The 15,579-nt window shown below is 64.4% G+C and carries 9 protein-coding genes and 1 pseudogene; 8 read left to right on the forward strand and 2 right to left on the reverse strand.

The window, feature by feature from the left end:
* The 6 genes and pseudogenes from GYA94_RS19485 to GYA94_RS19510 form a co-directional block, all read left to right on the forward strand.
* Positions 1 to 463: pseudogene (locus GYA94_RS19485) on the forward strand (HAAAP family serine/threonine permease); the annotation flags it as partial.
* Positions 464 to 671: 208 nt separating this feature from the next.
* A complete protein-coding gene (gene tpx, locus GYA94_RS19490) occupies positions 672 to 1,172 on the forward strand; it encodes a thiol peroxidase (RefSeq protein WP_054881982.1) in 501 nt (166 codons plus the stop codon).
* Positions 1,173 to 1,518: 346 nt separating this feature from the next.
* Positions 1,519 to 2,838: an MdtA/MuxA family multidrug efflux RND transporter periplasmic adaptor subunit gene (locus tag GYA94_RS19495; protein WP_110679796.1), complete on the forward strand. Its 1,320-nt coding sequence runs from the start codon at positions 1,519 to 1,521 to the stop codon at positions 2,836 to 2,838.
* Positions 2,835 to 5,933, forward strand: a complete 3,099-nt coding sequence (locus GYA94_RS19500) for an MdtB/MuxB family multidrug efflux RND transporter permease subunit (protein WP_161892906.1) — start codon at positions 2,835 to 2,837, stop codon at positions 5,931 to 5,933. The genes GYA94_RS19495 and GYA94_RS19500 overlap by 4 nt, the downstream gene beginning before the upstream one ends.
* The gene (locus tag GYA94_RS19505; RefSeq protein WP_161892907.1) at positions 5,930 to 9,037 is read left to right on the forward strand and encodes an efflux RND transporter permease subunit; all 3,108 of its coding nucleotides are present in this window, start codon (positions 5,930 to 5,932) and stop codon (positions 9,035 to 9,037) included. The genes GYA94_RS19500 and GYA94_RS19505 overlap by 4 nt, the downstream gene beginning before the upstream one ends.
* A complete protein-coding gene (locus GYA94_RS19510; protein ID WP_161892908.1) occupies positions 9,034 to 10,524 on the forward strand; it encodes an efflux transporter outer membrane subunit in 1,491 nt (496 codons plus the stop codon). The genes GYA94_RS19505 and GYA94_RS19510 overlap by 4 nt, the downstream gene beginning before the upstream one ends.
* A 103-nt stretch (positions 10,525 to 10,627) precedes the next feature.
* Here GYA94_RS19510 and GYA94_RS19515 read toward each other — a convergent pair whose 3' ends face one another.
* Positions 10,628 to 11,452, reverse strand: a complete 825-nt coding sequence (locus GYA94_RS19515) for an aldo/keto reductase (RefSeq protein WP_161892909.1) — start codon at positions 11,450 to 11,452, stop codon at positions 10,628 to 10,630.
* Between the two features lie 247 nt (positions 11,453 to 11,699).
* Between GYA94_RS19515 and GYA94_RS19520 the strand changes: the two genes are divergently transcribed.
* A complete protein-coding gene (locus GYA94_RS19520; protein WP_009682408.1) occupies positions 11,700 to 12,578 on the forward strand; it encodes a DMT family transporter in 879 nt (292 codons plus the stop codon).
* 12 nt (positions 12,579 to 12,590) lie between these two features.
* Here the strand turns inward: GYA94_RS19520 and GYA94_RS19525 are convergent, their stop codons facing one another.
* Positions 12,591 to 13,499 carry a LysR family transcriptional regulator gene (locus tag GYA94_RS19525; RefSeq protein ID WP_161892910.1) on the reverse strand — a complete coding sequence of 303 codons (909 nt, stop codon included), beginning with the start codon at positions 13,497 to 13,499 and terminating at the stop codon, positions 12,591 to 12,593.
* A 363-nt stretch (positions 13,500 to 13,862) separates the two neighbouring features.
* Between GYA94_RS19525 and katG the strand changes: the two genes are divergently transcribed.
* A partial coding sequence (gene katG, locus GYA94_RS19530) for a catalase/peroxidase HPI (RefSeq protein ID WP_161892911.1) occupies positions 13,863 to 15,579 on the forward strand: 1,717 nt, incomplete at its 3' end.

The raw sequence follows: 15,579 nt of genomic DNA on the forward strand, positions 1-15,579 counted from the left end.
CCTGAGCAGCGCGCAGCTGGCTGAAGCCAAGGCGCAGAACCTGTCGATCCTGTCGTACCTGGCCAACCACTTCAGCAACCCCACCATCGCGTTTGCCGCGCCGCTGATTGCCTTCGTGGCCATCGCCAAGTCGTTCCTCGGCCACTACATCGGTGCCAGTGAAGGCCTCAAGGGCATTATCGCCAAGACCGGCGCACGCCCGGGCGCCAAGGCCCTGGACCGGGTGGTTGCAGGGTTGATGCTGGTAGTGTGCTGGATCGTCGCCACCCTCAACCCGAGCATCCTCGGCATGATCGAATCGCTCGGCGGCCCGATCCTTGCGGTGCTGCTGTTCCTGATGCCGATGTACGCCATCCGCCGTGTACCGTCCATGCGCAAGTACAGCGGCGCGGCGTCCAATGTATTCGTGGTAGTGGTGGGCCTGGTTGCGCTGACTTCGGTGGTGTACGGCCTGCTGGGCTGAGTCACGGCTGGCTATGAAACAAGCCCGGGTTGGCTGGCGCCGCCCGGGTTTTTTGCGCGTGAAACTCACCCGGCAAGGGGCGAGAAAGCCGGAAGTTTGTTCACAAACATTATCCGGGAATAGAACAAATTCACCCGCCCCCATAGGCACTCGGCCGCCTTCATGCTTAACTCGGTGTCCTTTTCAAACCCCGCATAAGGATTTCGTCATGGCTCAAGTGACTCTCAAAGGCAACCCGGTTCAGGTCAACGGCAACCTGCCACAGGCAGGCGCCCAGGCTCCGGCTTTTTCCCTGGTGGGTGAAGGCCTGGCTGACAAGTCGCTGAAAGACTACGCCGGCAAGCGCAAGGTGCTGAACATCTTCCCGAGCGTCGACACCCCAACCTGTGCCACTTCGGTGCGCAAGTTCAACGCCCAGGCCAACGATGTAGCCAACACCGTGGTGCTGTGCATCTCCGCCGACCTGCCGTTTGCGCAGGCACGTTTCTGCGGCGCCGAGGGCCTGGAGAACGTGAAGAACCTGTCGACCCTGCGCGGCCGCGAGTTCCTCGAAAACTACGGCGTGGCCATCGCTGATGGCCCGCTGGCTGGCCTGGCCGCCCGCGCCGTGGTGGTGCTGGACGAGAACGACAAAGTGCTGCACAGCGAGCTGGTCGGCGAAATCGCTGAAGAACCGGACTACGAGGCTGCACTGGCGGTACTGAAGTAAGCAGCGCGCCTGTCGCGGAGCGCTTTGATGTCGTGATAGCCCTGTAGGAAAGAGTGCAGCTCTGCTCTGCAGGGTTGTCAGTGCTCGCCGTGGCATCTTTAGCGCTTGTGAGATCGAGCGCCGCGCGGGCGGCGCTCGGTCTGTGGAACCCCGCAGCCCTCAGCGCGCTCCAAGCAACACCCTGTAACGGCCTGGAACACGTTCCGGGCCGTTTTCATTTAAAATTCCGCATCTTGGCAATGTCAGCCAAAGGTAAACCTCTGGTAAAGGCCCTTTGCTAAAACGATGCCAGTGCTTATCGTTCACCCTCCCCAAGCCGTCATTCCGAACAAGGTTCGTTCAACCCATGCAAGCGTCCAATTCCCGTTCCCCTCGTCGCTGGCTGCTCGGCCTGCTGATCCTGCTGCTGGTGGCTGCGCTGGCCTGGTGGCTGTGGCCTGCAGCAACGCCTGGGCATAAGGACGCCAGCGGCGGGCGTGGTGGCAAAGGCATGGGCATGGGCGGCCGCCCGGGCTTCGGTGGTTCAACCGACCCGGTGCCTGTGCGCGTCGAACCCGTGACCGTGGGTGACTTCCCGCTGTATTACAAGGCGCTGGGTACAGTGACTGCGACCAACACGGTCAACGTACGCAGCCGCGTGGCAGGCGAGCTGGTCAAAATCCACTTCAAGGAAGGCCAGCAGGTCAAGGCCGGCGACCTGCTCGCCGAAATCGACCCGCGCACCTACCGGATCGCGCTGCAGCAGGCCGAAGGCACGCTGGCACAGAACCAGGCGCAGTTGAAGAACGCCCAGGTCGACCTGGCCCGCTACAAAGGCTTGTACGCCGAAGACAGTATCGCCAAGCAGACCCTCGACACGGCCGAGGCGCAGGTGGCGCAGTTTCAGGGCCTGGTCAAGACCAACCAGGCGCAAGTCAACGATGCCCGGCTAAACCTGGAGTTCACCCAGATCCGCGCCCCGATCAACGGCCGGGTGGGCCTGCGCCAGCTCGATCTGGGGAACCTGGTAGCGGCCAACGACACCAATGCCCTGGTGGTCATCACCCAGACCGAGCCCATCAGCGTTGCCTTCACCTTGCCGGAAACCGAACTGGACACCGTACTGCAGCGTTACCGCAGCGGCGCCAGCCTGCCGGTCGAGGCCTGGGACCGCAGTGACAGCAAGCTGCAGTCCAAGGGGGTACTGGCCAGTATCGACAACCAGATCGACACCACCACCGGCACCCTGAAATTCAAGGGCCGCTTCGAGAACAAGGACCTGGCCCTGTTCCCCAACCAGTTCGTCAACGTGCGTCTGCTGGCCGACACCCTCAAGCAGGTGGTCATGGCCCCGGCGGCAGCCATTCAGTTCGGTAACGACGGCACGTTCGCCTACGTCGTCAACGACCAGAGCACGGTCAATGTACGCAAGCTCAAGGTCGGCGCCAGTGATGGCGAGCACAGCGTCATCCTCGATGGCCTGAAGGCCGGCGACCGCCTGGTACTGGAAGGTACCGACCGCCTGCGCGAGGGCACCAAGGTCGAGGTGGTCGAAAACAGCTCGCAGGTGCCGACGACCCCAGGCCAGAAACTGCAGGGCCAGGATGCCAAAGGGTCGGCACATGCCGGTGAGGGCCAGCCAGGGCAAGCGCAGCCTGGTGCCGCAGCAGGCAAGGCGGGCGCATGAACCTCTCGCGCCTGTTCATCCTACGGCCGGTCGCCACCACGCTGAGCATGCTGGCCATCGTGCTGGCCGGCCTGATCGCCTACAAGCTGCTGCCGGTTTCTGCCTTGCCGCAGGTGGACTACCCGACCATCCGCGTCATGACCCTGTACCCCGGCGCCAGCCCGGAGGTCATGACCAGCGCGGTGACCGCGCCACTGGAGCGCCAGTTCGGCCAGATGCCCGGGCTTGAGCAAATGGCCTCGACCAGCTCCGGCGGCGCATCGGTGCTCACCCTGCGTTTCAACCTGGACATGAACATGGACGTTGCCGAGCAGCAGGTACAGGCCGCGATCAACGCCGCCAGCAACCTGCTGCCCAGCGACCTGCCGGCGCCGCCGGTGTACAACAAGGTCAACCCGGCCGACACGCCGGTGCTGACCTTGGCCATTTCCAGCAAGACCATGCCGCTGCCCAAGCTCAACGACCTGGTCGATACCCGGGTGGCGCAGAAGCTTGCGCAGATCAGCGGCGTGGGCATGGTGAGCATCGCCGGGGGCCAGCGCCAGGCGGTGCGGATCAAGGTCAATGTCGATGCCTTGGCGGCCAATGGCCTGAACCTTGAAGATGTCCGCACGCTGATCGGCGCGTCCAACGTCAACCAGCCCAAGGGCAACTTCGACGGGCCCACCCGCGTGTCGATGCTCGACGCCAACGACCAGCTGCGCTCCCCCGAGGAATACGCCAACCTGATCCTGGCCTATAACAACGGTGCGCCGCTGCGCCTGAAGGACGTGGCCGAAATCGTCGACGGTGCCGAGAACGAGCGCCTGGCAGCCTGGGCCAACGAAAACCATGCGGTACTGCTGAACATCCAGCGCCAGCCGGGTGCCAACGTGATCGAAGTGGTAGACCGCATCAAGGCGCTGCTGCCGTCGATCACCGACAACCTGCCTGCGGGCCTGGATGTGTCGGTGCTCACCGATCGCACCCAGACCATTCGTGCCGCGGTCAAGGATGTCCAGCACGAACTGCTGATCGCCATCGTGCTGGTGGTCATGGTCACGTTCGTCTTCCTGCGCCGGGCCAGCGCCACCCTCATTCCGTCCATCGCGGTACCGCTGTCGCTGATCGGCACCTTCGGCGTGATGTACCTGGCCGGCTTCTCGGTCAACAACCTCACGCTGATGGCGCTGACCATCGCCACTGGCTTCGTGGTCGACGACGCCATCGTCATGCTGGAGAACATTTCCCGCCATATCGAAGAGGGCGAAACGCCCATGCAGGCCGCGCTCAAGGGCGCCCGGCAAATTGGCTTCACCCTCATATCGCTGACCTTCTCGCTGATTGCGGTACTGATCCCGCTGCTGTTCATGGCCGACGTGGTCGGCCGCCTGTTCCGCGAGTTCGCCATCACCCTGGCGGTGGCCATCCTGATTTCCCTGGTGGTGTCGCTGACCCTGACGCCAATGATGTGCGCGCGCCTTCTCAAACGTGAACCCAAGGAAGAAGAGCAGGGCCGGTTCTACCGTGCCAGTGGCGCCTGGATCGACTGGCTGATCAAACACTACGGCAGCGCCCTGCAATGGGTGCTCAGGCACCAGCCGCTGACGTTGCTGGTGGCGGTGGCAAGCCTGGCGTTAACGGTGTTCCTCTACATGGTGGTGCCCAAGGGCTTCTTCCCGGTGCAGGACACCGGGGTCATCCAAGGCATCTCCGAAGCGCCGCAGTCCACTTCGTTCGCCGCCATGAGCGAGCGCCAGCAGGCCTTGAGCAAGGTGATCCTGCAGGACCCGGCCGTACAAAGCCTGTCGTCCTATATTGGTGTCGATGGTGACAACGCCACGCTCAACAGCGGCCGCTTGCTGATCAACCTCAAGCCCCACGGCGAACGCGACGTCACGGCCAGCGAAGTGATCAGCCGGCTGCAGCCGCAAGTCGACCGCCTGGTGGGCATTCGCCTGTTCATGCAACCGGTGCAGGACCTGAGCATCGAAGACCGCGTCAGCCGCACCCAGTACCAGTTCAGCCTGTCGTCGCCCGATGCCGACCTGTTGGCGCAATGGAGCGGCACACTGGTGCAGGCGCTGCAGCAGCGCCCCGAGCTGGCCGATGTGGCCAGTGATCTTCAGGACAAAGGCCTGCAGGTGTACCTGGTCATCGACCGCGACATGGCCAGCCGTTTGGGCATCACCGTGTCGCAGGTCACCAACGCCTTGTACGACGCGTTTGGCCAGCGGCAGATCTCGACCATCTACACCCAGGCCAGCCAGTACCGCGTGGTGCTGCAGGCCAAAGATGCCTCGGTGATCGGCCCGCAGGCGCTGGAATCGGTCCACGTCAAGGCTGCCGATGGCGGCCAGGTACGCCTGTCGGCATTGGCGCGCATCGAGCAGCGCCAGGCCCAATTGGCGATCTCGCACATTGGCCAGTTCCCGGCCGTGACCCTGTCTTTCAACCTGGCCCATGGCGCGTCACTGGGTGAAGCGGTGCAAGTGATCGAGCAGGTACAGCAGGACATCGGCATGCCGCTGGGGGTGCAAACCCGCTTCCAGGGGGCGGCGGAGGCCTTCCAGGCCTCGCTGTCGAGCACCTTGCTGCTGATTCTGGCAGCGGTGGTCACCATGTACATCGTGCTGGGCGTGCTGTACGAGAGCTACATCCACCCGGTGACCATCCTCTCGACGCTGCCGTCGGCGGCCGTCGGCGCCTTGCTGGCCTTGCTCATCAGCGGCAACGACCTGGGCATGATCGCGATCATCGGCATCATCCTGCTGATCGGCATCGTCAAGAAGAACGCGATCATGATGATCGATTTCGCCCTCGAAGCCGAACGCCATCAAGGCATGAGCCCCCGGGACGCCATCTACCAGGCGGCGCTGTTGCGCTTCCGGCCAATCCTGATGACCACCCTGGCGGCGCTGTTCGGGGCCGTGCCACTGATGCTGGCCACAGGCTCCGGCGCCGAGCTGCGACAGCCGCTGGGCCTGGTGATGGTCGGTGGCTTGCTGGTCAGCCAGGTGCTGACGTTGTTCACCACCCCGGTCATCTACCTGTACTTCGACCGCCTGGCGCGCCGCTGGCGCCCGGCCGATAGCGCGAAGCAGGCCGAAGCATGAATCTGTCGGGGCCGTTCATTCGTCGCCCGGTGGCAACGATGCTGCTGAGCCTGGCGATCATGCTGCTGGGTGGGGTCAGCTTCAAGCTGCTGCCGGTTGCGCCACTGCCGGAAATGGACTTCCCGGTGATCGTGGTGTCGGCCAACCTGTCCGGTGCCAGCCCCGAGGTCATGGCCTCTACCGTGGCCACGCCACTGGAGCGCAAGCTGGGCAGCATCGCTGGCGTGACCACCCTGACCAGCAGCTCCAACCAGGGCTCGACGCGGGTGATCATCGGTTTCGAGATAGGCCGTGATATCGACGGTGCGGCGCGTGAAGTGCAGGCGGCCATCAATGCCACCCGCAACCTGCTGCCCAGCGGCATGCGCAGCATGCCTACCTACAAGAAGATCAACCCGTCGCAGGCGCCGGTCATGGTGCTTTCGCTGACCTCGGACGTATTGCAGAAGGGGCAGTTGTACGACCTGGCCGACACCATTCTGTCGCAGAGCCTGGCCCAGGTGTCCGGGGTAGGGGAGGTGCAGATCGGCGGCAGCTCGTTGCCGGCGGTGCGCATTGCCGTCGAACCGCAATTGCTCAACCAGTACGGCCTGTCACTGGACGAAGTGCGTACCGCGGTGGCCAACGCCAACCAGCGCCGGCCCATGGGCTTTGTCGAAGACGCCGAGCGCAACTGGCAGGTGCGCGCCAACGACCAGTTGGAGAAGGCCAAGGACTACGAGCCCATCGTCATTCGCCAGCAGAACGGGACCATCCTGCGTCTGTCCGACGTGGCTGCGATTACCGACGGGGTCGAGAACCGCTACAACAGTGGCTTCTTCAACGACCAGTCGGCGGTGCTGCTGGTGGTCAACCGCCAGACTGGCGCCAACATCATCGAGACAGTCGGGCAGATCAAGGCGCAGCTGCCGGCCCTGCAGTCGCTGCTGCCCGCCAGCGTGCAGTTGAACGTGGCCATGGACCGGTCGCCGGTCATCAATGCCAGCCTCAAGGAGGCCGAGCACACCCTGCTGATCGCGGTGGTGCTGGTGATCCTGGTGGTCTACCTGTTCCTCGGCAGCCTGCGCGCCTCGTTGATCCCCAGCCTGGCGGTGCCGGTATCGCTGGTGGGTACTTTCGCTGTCATGTACCTGTGTGGTTTTTCGCTCAACAACCTGTCATTGATGGCGCTGATCCTTGCCACCGGCCTGGTGGTGGACGATGCCATCGTGGTGCTGGAGAACATTTCCCGGCACATCGAAGACGGCCAGCCACCCATGAAGGCGGCCTTCCTGGGTGCCAAGGAAGTCGGCTTCACCTTGCTGTCGATGAACGTCTCGCTGGTGGCGGTGTTCGTTTCCATCCTGTTCATGGGCGGCATCGTGCGCAACCTGTTCCAGGAATTTTCCATCACTTTGGCGGCGGCAATCATCGTGTCGCTGGTGGTGTCGTTGACCCTTACGCCGATGCTCTGCGCGCGCTGGCTCAGGCCGCACAACGCCGAGCAGACCCGCCTGCAACGCTGGAGCGACAAGCTCCACCTGCGCATGGTCCACGCCTATGACCGCAGCCTGGGTTGGGCCCTGCGCCACAAGCGCCTGACCCTGTTCAGCCTGCTGGCGACCATTGGCCTGAATATCGCGTTGTACGTGGTGGTGCCCAAGACGCTGATGCCCCAGCAGGACACCGGCCAACTGATGGGCTTTATCCGCGGTGACGATGGCCTGTCGTTCAGCGTGATGCAGCCGAAGATGGAAACCTACCGTCGCGCCTTGCTCGCCGACCCTGCGGTGCAGAGCGTTGCCGGCTTCATCGGCGGCAACAGCGGCACCAACAATGCCATGATACTGGTGCGCCTGAAGCCGATCAGCGAGCGCAAGCTGGACGCGCAAAAAGTGATCGAGCGCCTGCGCAAAGAGATGCCCAAGGTGCCGGGTGGGCGGCTGTTCCTGATGGCCGACCAGGACCTGCAATTGGGGGGTGGCGGGCGTGACCAGACCTCGTCGCAGTACCTGTACACCCTGCAAAGCGGCGACCTGGCGGCGTTGCGCGAGTGGTTCCCGAAGGTGGTCGCTGCGCTGCGCGCGCTGCCGCAGCTGACTGCCATCGACGCCCGCGATGGGGGTGGCACCCAGCAGGTGACGCTGGTGGTGGACCGCGACCAGGCCAAGCGGCTGGGGATCGACATGGACATGGTCACCACGGTGCTGAACAACGCCTACAGCCAGCGCCAGATTTCCACCATCTACGACAGCCTCAACCAGTACCAGGTGGTGCTGGAAATCAACCCGAAATACGCCTGGGACCCCAGCACCCTCGAACAAGTGCAGGTGATCACAGCTGACGGTGCCCGGGTGCCGTTGTCGACCATCGCCCACTACGAGAATACCCTGGCCAACGACAGGGTCAGCCACGAAGGCCAGTTCGCTGCCGAAGACATCGCCTTCGACATTGCCGAAGGCTATAGCCCAGACCAAGCCCTGGCCGCGGTAGAGCGGGCAGTGGCGACCCTGGGCCTGCCGGAGGGGGTGATCGCCAAGCTCGGCGGCAGCGCCGATGCCTTTGCCAAGACCCAGCAGGGCCAGCCGTTCATGATCCTGGGTGCATTGCTGCTGGTGTACCTGGTGCTGGGTATTCTGTATGAAAGCTACATTCACCCGCTGACCATTCTCTCCACGTTGCCGTCGGCCGGCGTCGGTGCCTTGCTGGCGCTGTACCTGACCGGTGGCGAGTTCAGCCTGATCTCGCTGCTGGGGTTGTTCCTGCTGATTGGTGTGGTGAAGAAGAACGCCATCCTGATGATCGACCTGGCCCTGCAGCTTGAGCGCCATCAGGGCCTGTCTCCGGAGGAGTCGATTCGCCGCGCGTGCCTGCTGCGCCTGCGGCCCATCCTGATGACCACCTTGGCGGCCATCCTCGGTGCCTTGCCGCTGCTGCTGAGCCAGGCCGAAGGCGCCGAAATGCGCCAGCCGCTGGGCCTGACCATCATCGGTGGCCTGGTGTTCAGCCAGATCCTGACCCTTTACACGACGCCGGTGGTCTATCTGTACCTCGACCGCCTGCGCCACCGCTTCAACCGTTGGCGCGGTGTGCGCACCGACGCCGCCATGGAAACCCCGCTATGACATTTGCCCACTCCCCACTGCACCGTGGCCTGCAGGCGTTGACCCGCGGGCGTGGCTCGCGCCTGCTCAGCGCCGGGTTGTGCGTGGCCATGCTCAGTGCCTGCACCCTGAGCCCGGACTACCAGCGCCCGGCGCTGGACAGCACGGCGGCGCAGTTCAAACACGCCGAGGGCTGGACCCAGGCCACACCGTCCGATGCCATCGCCCGTGGCGCCTGGTGGGAAATCTATGGCGACGCCGGGCTCAATGCGCTGGTCGAGGAACTGAACCGCAGCAACCAGACCGTGGCGCAGTCCGAAGCCCAGTACCGCCAGGCCCAGGCGCTGGTGCGCAGCAGCCGTGCGTCGCTGTTCCCCAGCCTTGACCTGAGCGCCAGCAAGAACCGCTCGGCGCAGGGTACTGGCAGCTCCAGCTCCAGCCTGTCCAACAACAGCAGCGGCATACGCGACACCTACAATGCGCAGTTGGGCGTGAGCTGGGAAATCGACCTGTGGGGCAAGTTGCGGGAAACCCTGAGTGCCAACCAGGCCAGTGCCCAAGCCAGCCTCGCCGACCTCGCCTCGATCCGCTTGAGCCAGCAGTCGGAACTGGTGCAGAACTACCTGCAACTGCGGGTGATCGACGAGCAGAAGCGCCTGCTCGAGGCGACCGTGGCCGCTTACCAGCGTTCGTTGCGGATGAATGAAAACCAGTACCGCGCCGGTGTTGCCGGCCCCGATGCGGTTGCCCAGGCGCGTACCCAGCTGAAAAGCACCCAGGCTGACCTGATCGACCTGATCTGGCAGCGTGCGCAGTTCGAGAACGCCATTGCGGTGTTGCTGGGCAAGCCCCCGGCCGACTTCAACCTGGCCGACAGCAAGGCTATCCCCGCGCTGCCGCGCATTCCGGTGTCACTGCCTTCGCAATTGCTTGAGCGTCGGCCAGACATTGCTGCGGCCGAGCGCAATGTAATGGCTGCCAACGCCAATATCGGCGTGGCGCGGGCGGCGTACTTCCCGGACCTCAGCCTGAGCATGAATGGGGGGTATTCCAGCAGCAGTTTCAATAACTGGATCGAATTGCCCAACCGCTACTGGTCGGTGGGGCCGCAACTGGCGCTTACCCTGTTCGACGCCGGCAAGCGCAGCGCTGAGGTTGACCGCACGGTGGCAGTGTATGACCAGACCGTGGCGCAGTACCGGCAGACCGTGCTGGACAGCTTCAAGGAAGTGGAAAACCTGCTGGTGCAGTTGAAGGTGTACGGTGATGAAGCGGTGGTGCGCCAGGAAGCGCTGGATGCCGCCCGTGAGTCGCTGCGCCTGACCGAAAACCAGTACCGCGCAGGCTTGATCGGTTACCTGGACGTCGTCAATGTGCAGGCCACGGCGCTGAGTAACGAGCGCAGTGTGCTGAACCTGCTGCAAGGGCGCCTGGTGGCCAGTGTGCAACTGGTGGCCGCGCTAGGCGGTGGCTGGGATGTCGGGCAGGCGTTTGCCGAGCAGGATTGACGGCACCGCCCAGTGCGGGCCATTGACCTGGCAGATGAGCCCGCATTGCTCAATTATCTGGTGAGTGGCGCCCGGCACTGAGCGCCACCGGCGCGGCCCCCGGTCAGCTATTCCAGTCCGGGGCAAAGGGCGGGCTGACCACTCGCTGGTCTTTCGGCAGCTCGGCAATCGCAGCGCGGTCCTCGTCATCCAGTTGCACGTTCAGCGCCGCCAGGTTGGCCAACTGGTTTTCGCGGCTGCTGGCCTTGGGGATCGCCGCCACACCGTCCTGGTCCAGTAACCATTTGAGCGCCACCTGGCTGGGCAGTACGCCGTGCTTGCCGGCAATCGCCTGGATCACCGGGTGCGCCGCCGCCTGGCCGCGGGCCAGCGGGGTATAGGCGGTGAGCAGCAGATCATGGCTACGGGCGTAATCGAGCAGCGGCTGCTGGCCGAGCAGCACGTGGTACTCCACCTGGATCGCCGACAACGGCGCCCCGTGCTCTTCCACGACCTCGCGTAGCAAGCCCAAGGGGAAGTTGGCCACACCAATGTGGCGTGCCTTGCCTTCTTCACGCAGGGCCACCAAGGTCTCGATACTGCGGGCCAGGTCTTCATGCTGGCCGGGCCAGTGAATATGGAACAGGTCCACCTGCTCGGTACCCAGTGCCCGCAGGCTGGCTTCCAGCGACGCGCGCATGGCCTTGGGTTGCAGCCGGTCCCACCAGACTTTGGTGGTCAGGTGGACCTGCTCGCGCGGGACGTCGCTGTCGCGCAGGGCCTGGCCGACGGCGGCTTCGTTCTCGTAGGCGGTGGCCGTGTCGATGTGCCGGTAGCCTAACTCCAATGCCTGGCGCACGGCCTGGGTGCACGCGCTGCCGGTCATTGGCCAGGTGCCCAGGCCCAGGGCAGGCAGTTCCAGGCCGTTACGGGTTGTGAGCCTTTGCATGTCAATTCCTTGTACAGTGTGCGGGGTGAGGCTCCATGGTCGATGATCACTGCGGCACGGGCCATGCGCGCGGCGCGCAAAGTGGTCGATCAGCGAACGGAAAATGCGTTCGGCCCCGGCCTGGGGCAAATGAACTTCCTTATGTTGCGGCATCTCTTCTAGAATCCCAGCTGTTGTATCCGCCAGGCTCCGCCTGCGCGGTCATCCCCTTGGCGCGGCCTATGGCGGCGTCGTCATCGAGAGAGCCATGAGTTCCAGTACACCGTTGTCCGGCGTCAACAAACCCTTGCGTGGCATCGCCCTGGTGGTGGTTGCGACGTTCCTGTTCGCCAGCCACGATGCCTTGTCCAAATTCCTCGGCGGCCTGTACCCGATCGTCATGGTGGTATGGGCGCGCTATGTGGTGCATACCCTGCTGATGGCCGGCATTTTCCTGCCCAAGGCCGGCCTGAACGTGCTGCGTACCCGCCGCCCGCTGTTGCAGACCCTGCGCGCCCTGAGCCTGCTGAGCACCAGCCTGCTGTTCACCACGGGCTTGCAGTACCTGCCACTGGCCGAGGCAACGGCGGTCAACTTCCTGGCCCCGGTGCTGGTCACCGCACTGTCGGCGCCATTGCTCAAAGAGCGGGTTACCGTGGCGCAGTGGGTGGCGGTGGTGCTGGGTTTCATCGGCGTGCTGGTGGTGGTGCACCCGGGTGGGGCCATGTTCACCCCGGCGATTCTGTACCCGTTCGGCTCGGCGTTGGGCTTCTGCTTCTATCAGTTGCTGACGCGTATTCTGGCCGCGCATGACAGCCCCACCACCAGCAACTTCTATGCGGGGCTGTGCAATACGCTGGCGATGAGTGCGCTGGTGCCGTTCTTCTGGGAAGTGCCGCGCTGGGACCATGCCTTGCTGATGTTGGCGCTGGGCGGCTTCGGCATGACAGCGCACCTGTTGCTGACCCAGGCATTCCGCCATGCGGCACCCGCGTTGCTGGCACCGTTCAGCTATTGCCAGATCGTGTTCGCCGGCTTGCTTGGCCTGGTGGTGTACAGCCAGGTACCGGATACCTTGAGCCTGGTGGGTATCGCGGTGATCTGCCTCAGCGGCCTGGGGGCGGCGTGGATGCAGCGGGGCAAGTAAGCCTGGCCATCGTCAAGGCTGGCTGGCCATGAACTGCATGATGCGCTCGCGCAGCCAGCGCTCGGCCGGGTCGTTGTCCTGGGCACCGCTCCAGACCATCGACAGCTCGGCCTCGGTGATCTCGAACGGTGCAGGGTCGGCGCGTAGACAACTGTCCTCGACCAGTGCACTGGCAGCGTAGTCAGGTACCGTGGCGATCAGTTCGGTGTTGCGCAGCAGGGCGCGCAGGCTGCCGAACTGCGGCACCGCCAGCACCACTTTGCGGGATCGACCGATCCGCGCCAGGTCGAGGTCGATGTTGCCGCTCATGTCACCGGAGAACGACACCATCACATGCGGCCGGGCACAGTATTCGTCGAGTGTCAGCGGCCCCGGGCGATCGTCGGCGCGCAGCACCCGCACGCCGATATCGCGCAGCTTGCGGCGCTTGGCGGTTGCCGGCAGGTCAGTGGTGTAGCTCACGCCCACCGAGATCTCACCGCTGGCCAGCAAGCCTGGCATCAGCAGAAAGTTGGCCCGCCGCACCACCACGCTGATGTCCGGCGCCTCTTCACGCAGGGCTTGCAGCAAGGCCGGAAACAGGCCGAACTCGGCATCGTCCGACAGCCCGAGGCGGAAGACGTTGCAACTGCTGGCCGGGTCGAACTCGCGGGCGCGGCTGATGGCCGCGGAAATCACATCCATGGCCGGGCCCAGCTCCGCGAAGATCTGCATCGCCCGTGGCGTGGGCTCCATGGCGCGCCCGCTGCGGATCAGCAGGGGGTCGTCGAACAGTTCGCGCAGGCGGGCGAGGGCGGCGCTGACGGTGGACTGGGTGATGAACAGCTTTTCACCAACGCGGGTGAGGTTGCGTTCGATCATCAAGGCTTCGAACAGCACCAGCAGGTTCATGTCGACGCGGCGCAGGTCGTTGCGGTTCATGAGGCTTGGGTTCCGGAGCTAAGGGTTTTGCGCTGTATTGAAGCATGGGCCGCCGCGTCGTGCCTTGTATGGATGTGCCGGCGGCCTGGTGGCTGAAGCTGCGGCGCTGAAAGAGCCAACCTATCGCGGCCAAACAGCCGCTCTATTAGACCTGCGCCCAGGCTCGGCTAGTCTTTCTCCTGGCCCCGCGAATTCCGCGCACCGGTGGGGGCAGCACCCCCGTGCAAGACCGCACCCACCTGTTGTGACAGCTTCGCAAGCCCCCGTTTACACCTGATCAGGCATGGCACGCGCGCCTGCTCGGCTGAGCGAACATCTGGCACAGACCGGAAATCTGGATAATCGACCTAAAGGTACCCGCAGATGTCGAACGAATCGAAATGCCCGTTCCATCAAACCGCAGGTGGCGGCACCACCAACCGTGACTGGTGGCCTGACCAGCTCAACCTCAGAATTCTGCACCAGCACTCGTCCAAGTCTGACCCGATGGACCCGGACTTCGACTATTCCAAGGCCTTCAAAAGCCTGGACTTCCAGGCCCTGAAGCAAGACCTGACCGCGTTGATGACCGATTCGCAGGACTGGTGGCCGGCCGATTTCGGCCACTACGGCCCGCTGTTCATCCGCATGGCCTGGCACAGCGCCGGCACCTACCGCATTGCCGATGGCCGCGGTGGCGCAGGCTCTGGCCAGCAACGCTTCGCACCGCTCAACAGCTGGCCAGACAACGTCAGCCTGGACAAGGCACGGCGCCTGCTGTGGCCGATCAAGCAAAAGTATGGCAACAAGATTTCCTGGGCCGACCTGATCGTGCTCACGGGCAATGTGGCGCTTGAGTCGATGGGCTTCAAGACCTTCGGCTTCTCTGGCGGCCGCGCCGATGTGTGGGAGCCGGACGAAGATGTCTACTGGGGCTCGGAAAAGGTCTGGCTGGGTGGCGATACCCGCTATGGCAAGGAGCAGGTCAAGGCCCAGCCGCCCGGGCAAGGGGACCTGGTGGCAGAGCCCGCCAAGCACCCGCAGGAACAAAGCCGAGACCTCGGTGGCGAGCGTAACCTAGAGAACCCGCTGGCGGCCGTGCAGATGGGCCTGATCTACGTAAACCCGGAAGGGCCAGAGGGCAACCCCGACCCGGTCGCCTCGGGCAGGGACATCCGTGAAACCTTTGGCCGCATGGCCATGAACGATGAAGAAACGGTGGCGCTGATCGCCGGCGGCCATGCCTTCGGCAAGACCCACGGTGCCGGCCCGGCCGACAATGTCGGCCCCGAGCCGGAAGCCGCTGGGCTGGAACTGCAGGGCCTGGGCTGGGCCAACAGGTTGGGTACCGGCAAGGGCGGCGACACCATCACCAGCGGCCTTGAAGTGACCTGGACTTCGACGCCGACGAAGTGGAGCAACGAGTACCTGAACAACCTGTTCGACTTCGAGTGGGAGCTGACCAAAAGCCCCGCAGGTGCCCACCAGTGGACACCGAAAGAAGGCAAAGGCGCGGGCACCGTACCGGATGCCCACGACCCGGCCAAACGCCACGCGCCGTCGATGCTCACGTCTGACCTGGCGCTGCGCTTCGACCCGGTCTATGGGCCTATCGCCAAGCGCTTCAAGGACAACCCTGAGCAACTGGCAGATGCTTTCGCCCGCGCCTGGTACAAGCTGATCCACCGCGACATGGGCCCGCTGGCGCGCTACCTGGGCCCGGAAATGCCCAATGAAGAGCTGCTGTGGCAAGACCCGATCCCGCCAGTCGACCACCCGCTGGTGGGCGAGCAGGACATTGCCGCGCTCAAGGCCAAGGTGCTGGCCACGGGCCTGAGCGTGGGCGAGCTGGTGGCCACGGCCTGGGCTGCAGCATCGACCTTCCGGGGCTCTGACAAGCGCGGCGGTGCCAACGGTGGTCGCTTGCGCCTGGCACCGCAAAAAGACTGGGTGGCCAACCAGGGCACCGGCAAGGTCGTTGCCGCGCTTGAGCACATCCAGGCCGAGTTCGCTGCCAGCGGCAAGCACAGTTCCCTGGCCGACTTGATCGTGCTGGCCGGTGCCGCTGCCGTGGAGAAGGCCGCCAAGGACGCCGGTCATG

Source organism: Pseudomonas juntendi (genome assembly GCF_009932375.1).
Taxonomy (GTDB): domain Bacteria; phylum Pseudomonadota; class Gammaproteobacteria; order Pseudomonadales; family Pseudomonadaceae; genus Aquipseudomonas; species Aquipseudomonas juntendi.